The organism is Erwinia sp. 198 (assembly GCF_003937915.1).
GTDB lineage: Bacteria > Pseudomonadota > Gammaproteobacteria > Enterobacterales > Enterobacteriaceae > Erwinia > Erwinia aeris.
The window spans coordinates 114986-127453 of sequence record NZ_RHUM01000002.1 but is presented as its reverse complement, the minus strand read 5'-3'; the positions used below and the strand labels follow the sequence as shown (position 1 = coordinate 127453).

Genomic DNA, 12468 nt, shown 5'->3' with positions numbered 1-12468 from the left:
TTTAATTTTATTCAACAAAGACAGGGGCGTAGCTTATTAAATAAGCTTTGCCTGCCGGTAAAACCGGCAGGCAAAGGGATTAGCGCGACGCCGAATCCGGCTCTGAAATAATGCGGTGGCGCTGCGCCTTTTGCGATTCGCTCTGAAGGCGGTTCAGCACGTCGCCCTCATGTTCAGCCTCATCGCTGCCGTAAACATATTCATGACCACTCATTAATGCATACCACGCGCGTTCAGCCACTTCCGCGGGTTTGGTCGGCTGACTGGCACCGACTTTGGTATTGGCCTGGCCCGCGTTCTTAAAGAAGTTGGTTTCCGTCGCGCCGGGCATCAGCAGCGTCATATTCAGGCCCGACCCTTTCAGCTCGTTGCGAATGGCCCAGAAGAAGGAATTGACGAAGGCTTTACTCGCGCCATAAATCGCCTCGAAAGGCACAGGCGAGGTGCCGGAGATGGAAGAGGTCATCAGGACGTGGCCGCTTTGACGTTCGATCATCGCGGGCAGGAAAATTTTAGCCATATGGACGTAAGAATCGACATTAAGACGGATTAGCTGTAGCTCTTTTTCCAGCGACGTGCCGCCAATAAAGCGGCCGCCCAGACCCTGACCGGCATTGATAACCAGCGCATCCAGCGCCAGCCCGTCGTTATCAATACGCTGCTTCAGCTTTTCGATCTCATCATAGCGGCTTAAATCCGCGCTTAGTGCATGGATCCTGGTGCCGTAGCTGCGCAGCTCCTCGCAGGCCTTGTGCAGTTTTTCCTCATTACGCGCTACGGCCACAATGTCATAACCGTTTTTCGCAAAAATCCTGGCCAGTTCCAGTCCGATCCCGTTGGAAGCCCCGGTAATTAATGCAATTTTATTCATACCCGATCCTCTTTTATATTCTGCGTTAGCGCTCTTTTAATCCTGGCAGCAAAAAAGCGAGGCGCGGGCGGTCGGCGGTACCCCCCCGCAATTTTTACTTATAAAACCAGATAAATCATGACTTTAAGTGAGTTGAACATTATTCAATGGTGGGTTGAGCAAAATTTCTCTTTCTGATGAAGCCGCCTGCGTGACCGGCGGCCAGCATGCCGTTAGACAAGAAAATAATAAGGCTATAAGGGCGTCGTACAGTGAGTCACGGCGTCAGGCATCCGGCGCTTTTTCGCCCAAAAACCAGTACCAGAGCGGAATAGCCAGCAGCCCGGTAAAGACCAGCGAATAGACGACGATCATAAACAGCTGTGGCGCCAGCATGCCCGCTGACCAGTCATGCAAAGGGATATGGTATTCGTCAATCGCGCCGCCGATCATCACTTTTGACATCACCGTAAGCGCAATAACCAGTACCACAGCCAGCGCGGCGATAAACCGCTTTGTTTCTTTCCGTTTCATAACCCGTTTCCACAAGCAAATAGTGCGCCGCAGTATAACAACTCCCTTTGCAAAGCGTTCCTGAAACCTGGCAAAATCGTCTCCTCAATCCGGCCGCGAGCGGTTTTTCTCAGTAGGGCGGAATTATGTACAGTTATAGCGGGGCATTTGCAGTAGAATTGCGGGCTTAACGTCATTTATTTAGCAGGAAACTTATGAGGGAGAGTTCGTTAGCCCGCCATCGGCCTTCGGTATGGTGGGGCGCCATGATCGTCTGCGGAACCGTGGTTGGCGCCGGTATGTTTACGCTTCCCGTGGTCATGGCCGGCGCATGGTACGGCTGGTCATTGCTGATCCTGATGGTCAGCTGGGTCTGCATGTTGCTGACAGGATTACTGTTTGTGCAGGCCAGCCAGCATTATCCGTTGGGCGCCGGTTTCGATACCATCACGTGCGATCTGCTGGGGCGCGGCTGGGCGGCCGTAAACGGGCTGAGCATTCTGTTTGTGCTGGGCATTCTTACCTATGCCTATATCTCCGCCAGCGGGCCGGTCTACCAGAGCTCTTTAAATCGCGCGGGTCTGCATCTTTCCGTGGCGGATGCCAAAATCATGCTCACGCTGTGCGTGGCGGCAGTGGTCTGGCTGGGCACCAAAGGCGTCAGCCGACTGATGACCTTCTGCGTGCTGGCGAAAATCCTGCTGCTGGTCACGCTGTTTGGCGGGCTGTTGACGCAGCTGGATATTGCCACGCTGGCTAACAGCGGCGCCTCCGGGCAGGCCTACTGGCCCTATACGCTGGCAGTGCTGCCGTTCTGTCTTGCCTCCTTCGGCTATCACGGCAATATCAGCGGCCTGATCGGCTACTACGCGGGCGATAAAAAACAGGTAAACAGGGCGCTGATGCTGGGGACTTTTATGTCGCTGGTAATCTACCTGTTCTGGCTGACCGGCACGATGGGCAATCTTCCGCGCGGCTCTTTTCCTGCCATTATCGATGCGGGCGGCGATATTGAGGCGCTGATGGCGGCCTTACGACGCTATCTGCACGTGAGCGCGCTGGCGCTGCTGATGGATGTTTTCTCGCACTTCGCGGTGATCTGCTCGTTTCTTGGCGTAACGGCAGGGCTGTTTGATTTTATTGCCGACCGATTGCAGATGGCGGATACGCGGCTGGGCAGATTAAAAACGGCCTGTCTGACGTTTTTACCGGCGCTGTGCGCCTCCCTGTGGTTTCCAGACGGGTTTATCGCCGCGATTGGCTTTGCCGGGCTGTTCGCCACGCTGTGGGCGGTGATAGTGCCTGCGCTGCTGGCGGGTAAAGCGCAGCAGAAGTTTCCGGAAGCAACCATGCACGCCGGCAGGCAAAATGTAGCCATTGTCGTTGTTATGCTGTTTGGCGCGCTGAACGTGCTGGCCTGGACGCTGAGCTGGTTTGGCTGGCTGCCGGTGTTTCGCGGCTAGCTATTCGGCCCGGTCATTACCGGGCCGTTTTCTTTAATGATGCAGCATCTCATCAACGACCTGAGCGTTGGTCAGCTGCCATGGATAAAAAGTGGGCCAGTTGTCCATTTCCTTTAGCAACGCTTCCTGAGAGGTGTCGCCCATAAAAATATGGAAGTGAGCCGATTTGCGGGGCGTAATGGTGTGATCGCTGAACTGCACGTATTTTGGTGCCTTGCTGTTGGCGTCGCGGCATTCAAACAGATAGCGAACGCCTTTTTTTCCCGAAGCATATGTCAGGATTTGATGACCATTGTAGTAGTAGTGACAGCTGCTGGTTTGGTCGCCGCGACGAAACTCGATAACATCGTTTTCAATCGCCAGCGTATCGATATCGGTGGCATAGCCCTTGCGGTAATACGCTTTAAGCTGCTCAACGGTTTTGCTTTTATCTTTTTCGGCTTTCTTTTGCAGCACGGGATCAAGCTCGCCGCTGTCCAGCAGAGGGTAGACCGACTGCCAGACGCCGTCCCAGTCCGTCAGGCTTCTTTCCTTAACGTCCTGGTTGTCAAAAACGCCTTCCGCCGCTTTTTGCTCGGCTTCGCTCAATTGCGAGTGGGCACTATGTGCAAAAACCTGTCCGCACATCAGCAGGGCGCCTAACGCCAGGCCCGACTTCTTTATGTTTAACGCCAACATATAATCCTCCGTGAGAATGAATTAAATTATGTTATAACATAACGCTTAGGCGGACAGCAATGAAGTTGCGCCGCCAGTGACGGAGGCCATAGCTGGCTATTACTCTTTAGCAGAAAGAACCGCAGTCATATGAACGCCGTTGTTATAATTGGCTTCGGTAATGCGGTAAGAGGCGTTGGCCGCTTTCGCCTGGGCTGAAATCTGCGCTTCGGCGGCGTCCAGGGTGGAAGCACAGGCGGTGACGCTTTGGGCGAAGCTCACGGAAGAGAACAGTGAAAGGGCGGTAATAACAACTAATTTTTTGATGGCTTTCATGGAAGGTTCCTTACTTTAATTATCAGATTTAAAGGCATTTCGCCTTGATGTAAGAAATGATAAGCGCGTTAGTGCGGGTTTGAAAGCCGATAGTTTTGCCATTCTTAATCAATAAAACTGAAAAATAAGAGGGCGCGTACGCCCTGTAAATAAGGGTTATGGCTGTTCTGAAGCGCGGCAAAGATAAAAGATAAGAAAGATACCCGGCGCGCTTTCCACTTCCAGCGCGCTATAGGTGTAATGATTGATTTTTCCCTGGCTATCGATAATAGCCTTGTTGCCCGTGCCGAACTTGCTGACGTCCTGCCGATGCCACATCTCACGGAACGCCTCGCTGCGGGCGGTAAGATCGTCAATCACCCGCCCGAAATCTTCTGCATAGTTGCTGGCAGCGTAATAGGTGCGAAAGGCGGCAATAGTATGCTTCGCGGCCAGCTCCCAGTGATGGATTTTTTGCTTATAGTCGTCGCTGATAAACATCAGCTTCAGCGAGTTACGATCGTCTTCGGGGATAGTCGACCAGTCAAAAATCTGGCTTCTGGCCGCTTCGTTCCAGTAGAGAATATCCATATTGGCGCGCCGGATAAACGCGGGATGCGGCGCCAGCGCGTCCGCCATCACTTTAACCTCATGCGGTATTGCGCCCGGTTTCGGTGCATTTTTCGCGCCGAAAATCAGCCTGTCCAGATAATCCTGTTCGGTGGTGGAAAGCTGCAGCACGTTGCCGATCCGCTTCAGCGCGGCGGGCGAAATACTGATATCGCGTCCCTGCTCAAGCCAGGTATACCAGCTGACGCTGACGGCGGCGAGCTGCGCCACTTCTTCTCGTCGCAGGCCTTTTACCCGCCGCGGTTGCAGCGTAAAACCATAGTCTTCAGGATTAAGCCGTGAACGGTGATGCGTCAGGAAGTTTTTAATATCCTCGTTGCGTTCCCGGGTATGACTGCCTGTCATAGGATAATTCGCCCCATTTTTCATTCAGCGATTGCGAAATAGTATGGCCGCCAGATTAAGATATTTCGCAGGAGCAAAGCAAAAATTATGTCTACTCAGGCCTCGCAATATACCGGCGCGCCCGGCGTCATGCTTACGGGGATAATTACCCTTGTCGCCGTGATGGGCATTGGCCGTTTTTCTTTAACGCCACAAATCCCTTTAATGATTGAGGATGGCTTTCTTACGCTTTCCAGCGCTGGGATCCTGGCGGCGATGAACTACATCGGCTATTTGCTGGGCGCCATCCACGTCAGTAAATTAAAACGCCATCATACCTTTTATTTAAAAACGGGCCTGATGGCGACGGTGCTGGTTACGCTGCTCTCCGCCGCTACCTCCAGCTTTATGCTGCAATGCCTGTTCCGCTTTGTTTCTGGCGTGGGCGGCGCGTGGGCGCTGATTATCGTGACTTCCTGGACACAGCTGGTGCTGGCGGGCAAGCAGACGCCAAAACTGTCGGCGGCGGTATTTACCGGCCCCGGAGTGGGGATTACCTTAACCGGCGTGCTGGCCTGGACGATGGCCTGTCTGGGCTTTCATGCCTCACAGGCCTGGCTGGTTTACGGCGTGGTGGCGACTATTGCCGCCCTGATGATTTTTACCCGGCTGCCAAAGACGCTGGCGACCACCAACGGCAAAACAAAACCCGAGCCGCTAAACCGCAACCTGAAGCTTTTGCTGGCGGCCTATAGCCTGGCGGGCTTCGGCTATATTCTGCCGGCAACGTTTTTATCGCAGATGGCACACGCTATTTTTACGGTCGGCAACCAGGCCGCCTTTTTCTGGCCGCTGTTTGGGCTGGCGGCGGTAGCGGGTGTGCTGCTGGTTATTGCCTTTGCCGCGCGTATCCGTACGCAGCCTGCGCTGGCTACGGCCATGATAGTGCAGGGTGCGGGCGTCGCCAGCGTGGTTTTTTTCCATGATGCGAAGGGGCTGCTTATCGCCACGCTGTTAACCGGGCTGGGTTTTCTTTCCATCATGCAGCTGGCGATGCGGCTGGCGCGTGAAGTTACGCAGGGTGCCGTGGCGCGGACGGTAGCGGTACTGACTTCCGGTTACGCAACGGGGCAGCTGATTGGCCCGCTGATGTCGTCGTTAAGCGTGACGCTGTTTCATTCGCTGGAACCGGCGCTGTTGCTGGCGGCGGCAGGGCTTGTTGCCGGCGGCATCCTGGTGCTGTTCGGCATTAAAAATACCGCGTAAATCAGTGGCAAGGCCGTGTTGAACGCCCCGTTTTTTAGGGCAAAGTTTTTCTCCATTCCGCCGCTGCAGGGGCATAATCCAAAGGCGATTTTTCTTGCGGCAGGAGACGTCATGGAAAGAGAGACATTATTCAGCTACGTTCGGGAAAACTTTCAGTCAGAACCGGAATACCTTTGGCGCAACCAGCCGGGTTATGCCGTACTTCGTCATGCCAATGGCAAGAAATGGTTCGCTATCGTTATGAACGTGCCCGGTACAAAGCTGGGGCTGGAGCATGAAGAAAGGGTAGATATCCTTAACGTAAAAGTCAGGCCGGAGCACATCGGTTCGCTGCGTCTCAAAGAGGGCATTCTGCCCGCTTATCATATGAATAAAGGACACTGGATCAGCGTGATCCTTGTCGGCCCTTTATCATCATCAGAAATCTTTGAATTACTTGCAGACAGCCACGGGCTGACTTTCTCACCTAAAAGGAAATAAAAATGCGTGTTCGTCCGGCAGCCCGGCTTTTGATCCTGGATGAAGGCCAGCGGATATTGCTGTTCAGATATAGCCACACAGCGGATGCGCTGGCGGGACAGACCTATTGGGCAACGCCCGGCGGCGGCGTTGAGCAGGGCGAATCTTTTGCTCAGGCTGCCATCAGAGAGCTGCGCGAAGAAACCGGAATTATTTGTGCCGATATTGGCAGCAGCATCGCGCAACAAAGTTTTGTCATGACGCTGCCGAATGGCGAGGAGGTCAGAGCGCTGGAGAAGTTTTACATGGTGCAGGCAACACGCCACGGCATCAGCACCCACGGCTGGAGTCACAATGAAAAACGTGTTATCAGCGACCACCGCTGGTGGCGCGTGTCTGAATTACAGGCCACCGCTGAGATTATCTATCCTCAGGGCCTGGCCACCATCCTCGCTTCGCTATCCGCCTGACAGTACCTGAATCTTTAGACTACCCTTACTTTTTACTCACAGAGGAGAAGCAAGATGGCTGATTCAGTTCTGATCGACACGCTACAGTTTGGTCCGCAAGACGCGCCGGTGCAGAAATATGAAATTTATGGCGATGACGAGAGCACGCCAACCCATGCGTTAATTTACCGCAAAGACGGCGGCGGCTGGCAAAAGCTGGATGAGACGCTCAGCTTTGCCGCAGAGGATGAACAGAAAGAAGCCACCGAAGCGATGGGTTACGGCTCTGGCGACAGCCTGCCGGACCTGCGCGATCTGCCTGCCGAAGCCAGGGAGCACTGCGAGCAGCACTGGCAAAATAGCCAGCAATAAATCCTGCCGGGGATAGCCCGGCGCCTGTTGCGCCCGTAAAGCGCGATTTCGCTCGCAGCATTCGCCTTTCTGGACTTAACTCAAATATACCGAACGCCGCTTTTTGTACCTTACAGGGGGAACATTTGGCCAGAAAACCGCTACCTGAATCCGCTAAAGAACTGACGCTCCGCCGCTGGATCTCCATAGGACTTCCCGCCACCGATCTTTTTGCTCTCTGGCTGGCGCCGGATACCTTGCCGCGCATTATGAGCCATTTCGCAGAGGTCACGCCGATCAATAAAAGCGATGCGCACTGGCAGATCGATGGCCCGGCGGGGAAAAAATATGGCTGGGAAAGTCGTATCGTCGAGGCGCAGCCGGGCGAGATTATTGCCTGGCAGTCGCTGGAAGGCGCTGATATCCCTAACGAGGGCAAGCTGGTGCTGACGCCTGCGCCTGGCGAATGGGGAACCGAACTGGCATTAACCCTGACTTTCACGCCGCCTGGCGGCACCCTGGGTAAAAAAGTGACTACCTTTTTCGATCTGCTGCCCAAAGAGATTGCCAGCATAGCGCTGCATCGCTTTAAAAGCCTCGCCGAAACCGGAGAGATCCCTACGATTAACGGTCAGCCCGCTGGCCGTCATGCCGAACGTCAGGATAAGGAGACATAAATGCGCGCACTTTGCTGGAATGGCGTTAACGATCTCAGCGTTGAAACAGTGGCGGATCCTGGTCTGCTTAACCCTCACGATGCCATTATTCGCGTTATCCTGACCACCACCTGCGGCTCCGATTTGCATGTTATCGACGGGCTGATCCCCAGTATGCGCGAGGGCGATATCCTTGGTCATGAATTTATGGGCGAAGTGGTTGAAACAGGCAGCGCGGTGAAAAATATCCGCCGTGGCGATCGGGTGGTGGTTCCTTCCTTTATCTCCTGCGGTTCCTGCTGGTATTGCCAGCATGAGCTGCCTTCCTGCTGCGATAACACCCATCCCCAATGGGAAAAGGGCGAGACGGTGCTGGGCCATCCGACCGGCGGCATTTATGCCTACAGCCACGCCTTTGGCGGCTATGCAGGTTCCCATGCCGAATACGTTCGCGTACCTTTTGCCGATAACGACTGCTTTGTGATCCCGGATGGCGTAACCGATGAGCAGGCGCTTTTTCTGTCCGACGCGGCGCCCACGGGCTATATGGGCGCGGACTTTTGCAATATTCATCCCGGCGATACCGTGGTGGTCTGGGGCTGTGGCGGCGTTGGCCTGATGGCGCAGCAGAGCGCATGGCTGATGGGTGCACATCAGGTTATCGGCATCGATCGCTATCCGGAGCGGCTGGCGATGGCGCGCGACTATGCCGGCAGCCTCACGCTGGATTATACCCAGGTGGATATCAACGAGGCGCTGCTGGAACTTACCGGCGGACGCGGCCCGGACAGCTGCATCGATGCGGTCGGTATGGAAGCGCGAGGCGAAGGCTTAAGCCAGGTGTACGACAAAGCTAAACAGCTACTGCATCTGGAGACAGACGTCGGCGCTGCGCTGCGCCAGGCGCTCTATGCGTGTCGTAAAGGCGGCAATATTGCCATTCTTGGCGTATATGGCGTGATGGATAAATTTCCGCTTGGGCTGATGATCAATAAAAGCCTGACCATCCGTACCGCGCAGCAGCACGGGCAGCGTTATATGCATCGGCTGCTGGATCACGTGGCAAAAAACGAGCTGAATCCGGCCTTTATGGCGACGCACCGTTTCTCGCTGGAAGACGCGCCGCGCGGCTATGAAATGTTCAAACACAAGGAAGACGGCTGCGTCAGAGCGATTTTCGCTCCCTGAACATTCACTGTGCGGTATGGCCGGAGATGTTGTTGCGGCTGGCAACTTACCGGCATGAACGTGATGATATTAATGAAAGAAAAGGGCGCCGCTGCCCGGCGGTGCCTTACATTTTTTTGCAGTGTCTCAGGCGATAAAAGAAACCCGTGTTGGTGTTTTCAATGATAAAGCGATCGTCATATTTAGCTTGCCAGAAAAATGTCACCCCGTTAACAGTGGCCTGCTGTTTGACCCCGCCCAACACGCTTGCCAGTTCTGGCGACGCCACTTCGTTACCGGGCATTTTCACCTGATAGTCACTGCCATGATCCTGAACAAGCGCCGCTTCCGGCAATACCAGCGTTTCAGTTCGGGAACTGGTTATGTGGATATCACACATATGTTCCCGGTCCGGGATCTACAGCAGCGGAACTGCAAAAGGAAAAGGCCATAGCGAACAGTGGAAGGATACTATTCATGCAAACACCATATAGAGGTTATCGGCAACGGTCAGGTGGGATTCAGCGTAGACAGTAGCCAGGTGGACTTCAGCCATCAGGGCTAATGTCGGGATCGACGCCGCAATCAGTGCGTTGCAACAAATCAGGACGTCCGTTCAATCTTACTTATCCTGGTGCGCATAATGTATATTATGTTAAATATGGTGGGTTTGTTCTTAAGTTCATGAGTTCCTCTCTTTCAGGAACTTACTGATGAATCAGTAAGTTGCCAAAGTTTAGTTGTGGACTTACGATGACTTCATAACGCAAAAATTACGGGGCATCCGCTAAGTTCATGGCATATTCCATCTTACATTTATCGAGGAACAACCAGAGAACTCATCTCATAGTTGATGATGTGACTACCCTACCGGTCATGTTCGCCACAATTTATGGAATGAATGAACTGAGCAAGAAACATCTGGGGACTCAAGAAAACATTCTGTGTTCGCTGCGTTTCTTTTACGTCTATTACTTTAAGAAGCACAAACAAACATTTGACTACGATTTCTATCGGTCTGGCTACAATATCTCCTGTTTTATCAGGGAGCTTGATGGCTTCTTTACTTACCTGCTCGGGAAGCAGCACCTGAGTGACGAGACCGACATAATCTCTACCGGGTTTTTACATTCTGCACTCTCCAGAACCAACAAGTCCACCTATGGTAACCACGTCAGAAACGTTGGCCGATTCCTTAAGTATCTCAACTATAGATATATGAATCTGGCATATCAGGATATGTCACCTGTTGAAGCTCACCAGATTAACCAGGCGAACCACAGAGATCTCGCTGACAGAATTAAGGTCTTCAACAGAGTTGAAGTATCCAGGAACGAACCCGCACACCGATACAAAAGTATCACCAGTCAGCAAAGTGTCGAACTAACGAACATGTTAATCCCCTCCACTCCTGAATTTTCAGATATCGAGACCGGCGAATTATTCACGGCCGTGGTTAATCCCCAAAACCCATTCGATTCAGGATTTCAACAATACCGTAACTACCTTATCCACCGGTTAATGTTTAACTATGGCTTACGTGTTGGTGAAGTTCAATTGTTGTTGAAGGATTGCGTGGGGCCAACCCTTCCAGACTCACGAGGTAACATTCGCTTCATCCTGATTGTACAAAATCTACCAGATGATGTAGTTGATCCAAGGAAACAACAATCTTCACTCAAGACTGAGCATTCACAGCGAAAAATCGAACTGACCGAAGATGACTTCATTATGTTTACCATTTATATGGAGCAATATCGGTCCCCATTATTTGAAGAGAAAAAAATTGATGACCATGAATTTTTTTTATTAAAGGCTCAGGTAGGTTAACTCCATTAACTTATGACCTGCCCCCAGTGTTAGATACAACGATCAGTTAGTAATATCGGTTTGGTTACCTTCTATTTTTCCATTTCTCCAGCCTGCTGCAAATTCAGCCAGCGTCTGATAATTCAACGATGAATGAGGTCTGGACTCGTTATAGTCCTGCCGCCAGTCATTAATGATTTTCCGGGCATGAAGAACATCGCTGAACCAGTGCTCATTCAGGCATTCATCCCGGAAACGGCCGTTGAAACTCTCAATAAATCCGTTCTAAGTTGGCTTGCCCGGCTGAATTAAGCGCAATTCAACACCATGTTCAAAGGCCCATTGATCGAGCGCGCGACAAGTAAATTCCGGGCCTTGATCGGTTCTTATCGTCGCAGGATAGCCACGAAACAGCGCAATGCTGTCCAGGATGCGTATCACCTGAACGCCTGTAATCCCGAATGCAGTGGTGATCGTCAGGCACTCCTTTGTGAAATCATCCACACAGGTAAGGCACTTAATCCGGCGGCCATTGCCGAGTGCATCCATGACAAAATCCATCGACCAGGTCAGGTTCGGCGCATCCGGGCGCAGCAATGGAAGCCGCTCAGTCGCCAGCCCTTTACGACGCCGTCTGCGTTTTACGCTCAGGCCATTAAGGTGACAGATGCGGTAAACCCGCTTGTGATTAACGCAAAGACCTTCACGCCGCAGAAGCTGCCAGATACGCCGGTAACCAAAGCGGCGGCGTTCAGGTGCCAGCTCTGTGATACGTAGAGATAGCTGTGCGTCAGCAGCCGGGCGCTGAGCCGAATAACGGCAGGTTGAAAGGGACAGACCAGCCAGCCTGCAGGCCCGACGTTGCGACAGGCCCGTTGCCTCACACATGGCCTCTACGGCTTCCCGCTTCTGGTCTGTCGTCAGAACTTTCGGCCCAGAGCCACCTGAAGCGCCTCCTTATCCAGCATGGCTTCAGCAAGCAGCTTCTTGAGGCGAGCGTTCTCCTCTTCAGATGACTTGAGCCGCTTCCCTTCGGGAACTTCCATACCGCCGAACTTCTTGCGCCAGGTATAGAAGGTAGCGTCTGAAATAGCATGCTTGCGGCAGAGTTCCCTGTCCGAAACCCCGGCTTCGGCCTCGCGGAGAATACTGATGATCTGTTCGTCGGAAAATCGCTTCTTCATGGGGATGTCCTCATGTGACTGATGAAGACATTACTGACATCGCGGTGTGTTAATCAACGGGGAGCAGGTCACCAGTTAACGGTTTGGTTAATAGCCAAGTTATGTTGCCGCACTTCTGGGTTCCGCTAAATTCATGGTTGCACAAAATCAACATGGTACGCACCAATGCAAGATAAAAGTTCCAAACCTGCTTTCGAACGTTCAGGAAGCACTAAGAAAACATTCGTTTCGAACATGAATTGATTGAGGAAATTAACAAAGCTGCTGGTCCTGGGCAGTTCAGCTCATGGGTAAAAGAAGCTAGCTGGGAAAACTAGCTAAAATAGAGATGGAGTCGACAGGGAGTAAAAAGTTAAGAATGTTCTCTCCCTGTAA

General features: G+C 52.7%; 14 protein-coding genes and 1 pseudogene. 8 read left to right on the top strand and 7 right to left on the bottom strand.

What is annotated here, in order from left to right:
* Positions 1–79: 79 nt before the first annotated feature.
* Positions 80–871, bottom strand: coding sequence for an SDR family oxidoreductase (locus EGK14_RS03125; RefSeq protein ID WP_125287601.1), 792 nt, complete (start codon positions 869–871; stop codon positions 80–82).
* 264 nt (positions 872–1135) lie between these two features.
* Positions 1136–1384 (bottom strand): DUF2534 family protein, encoded by a 249-nt coding sequence (locus EGK14_RS03120; protein ID WP_125287600.1) that lies wholly within the window; start codon positions 1382–1384, stop codon positions 1136–1138.
* 194 nt (positions 1385–1578) lie between these two features.
* Here EGK14_RS03120 and EGK14_RS03115 point away from each other — a divergent pair, with 194 nt between their 5' ends.
* On the top strand, positions 1579–2826 hold the full coding sequence (locus EGK14_RS03115; RefSeq protein WP_125287599.1) for an aromatic amino acid transporter: 1248 nt from the start codon (positions 1579–1581) through the stop codon (positions 2824–2826).
* 33 nt (positions 2827–2859) lie between these two features.
* Here EGK14_RS03115 and zinT read toward each other — a convergent pair whose 3' ends face one another.
* From zinT to EGK14_RS03100, 3 genes are all read right to left on the bottom strand, one after another.
* Complete coding sequence (gene zinT / locus EGK14_RS03110) at positions 2860–3501, bottom strand: metal-binding protein ZinT (protein WP_199746371.1); 642 nt, start codon at positions 3499–3501, stop codon at positions 2860–2862.
* Between the two features lie 102 nt (positions 3502–3603).
* Entirely contained in the window at positions 3604–3819 is a 216-nt protein-coding gene (locus EGK14_RS03105) for a DUF1471 domain-containing protein (RefSeq protein ID WP_125287597.1), read from the bottom strand.
* A 156-nt stretch (positions 3820–3975) separates the two neighbouring features.
* A complete protein-coding gene (locus EGK14_RS03100; protein WP_125287596.1) occupies positions 3976–4773 on the bottom strand; it encodes a helix-turn-helix transcriptional regulator in 798 nt (265 codons plus the stop codon).
* A gap of 87 nt (positions 4774–4860) precedes the next feature.
* Between EGK14_RS03100 and EGK14_RS03095 the strand changes: the two genes are divergently transcribed.
* From EGK14_RS03095 to EGK14_RS03070, 6 genes are all read left to right on the top strand, one after another.
* Positions 4861–6018: a YbfB/YjiJ family MFS transporter gene (locus EGK14_RS03095; RefSeq protein ID WP_199746351.1), complete on the top strand. Its 1158-nt coding sequence runs from the start codon at positions 4861–4863 to the stop codon at positions 6016–6018.
* Between the two features lie 111 nt (positions 6019–6129).
* Positions 6130–6498, top strand: coding sequence for an MmcQ/YjbR family DNA-binding protein (locus EGK14_RS03090; protein WP_125287979.1), 369 nt, complete (start codon positions 6130–6132; stop codon positions 6496–6498).
* 2 nt (positions 6499–6500) lie between these two features.
* A complete protein-coding gene (locus tag EGK14_RS03085) occupies positions 6501–6947 on the top strand; it encodes an NUDIX hydrolase (protein ID WP_125287595.1) in 447 nt (148 codons plus the stop codon).
* A 54-nt stretch (positions 6948–7001) separates the two neighbouring features.
* A complete protein-coding gene (locus tag EGK14_RS03080) occupies positions 7002–7298 on the top strand; it encodes a hypothetical protein (protein WP_125287594.1) in 297 nt (98 codons plus the stop codon).
* Positions 7299–7423: 125 nt separating this feature from the next.
* A complete protein-coding gene (locus EGK14_RS03075; RefSeq protein ID WP_125287593.1) occupies positions 7424–7954 on the top strand; it encodes an SRPBCC family protein in 531 nt (176 codons plus the stop codon).
* Positions 7955–9121: a zinc-dependent alcohol dehydrogenase gene (locus EGK14_RS03070; protein WP_125287592.1), complete on the top strand. Its 1167-nt coding sequence runs from the start codon at positions 7955–7957 to the stop codon at positions 9119–9121.
* Positions 9122–9227: 106 nt separating this feature from the next.
* Here EGK14_RS03070 and EGK14_RS21495 read toward each other — a convergent pair whose 3' ends face one another.
* The gene (locus tag EGK14_RS21495) at positions 9228–9455 is read right to left on the bottom strand and encodes a hypothetical protein (RefSeq protein ID WP_233598437.1); all 228 of its coding nucleotides are present in this window, start codon (positions 9453–9455) and stop codon (positions 9228–9230) included.
* A gap of 542 nt (positions 9456–9997) precedes the next feature.
* Here EGK14_RS21495 and EGK14_RS03060 point away from each other — a divergent pair.
* On the top strand, positions 9998–10930 hold the full coding sequence (locus tag EGK14_RS03060; RefSeq protein ID WP_233598436.1) for a hypothetical protein: 933 nt from the start codon (positions 9998–10000) through the stop codon (positions 10928–10930).
* 42 nt (positions 10931–10972) lie between these two features.
* Here the strand turns inward: EGK14_RS03060 and EGK14_RS03055 are convergent.
* Positions 10973–12093 (bottom strand): annotated as a pseudogene (locus tag EGK14_RS03055) (IS3 family transposase).
* Positions 12094–12468: the final 375 nt, after the last annotated feature.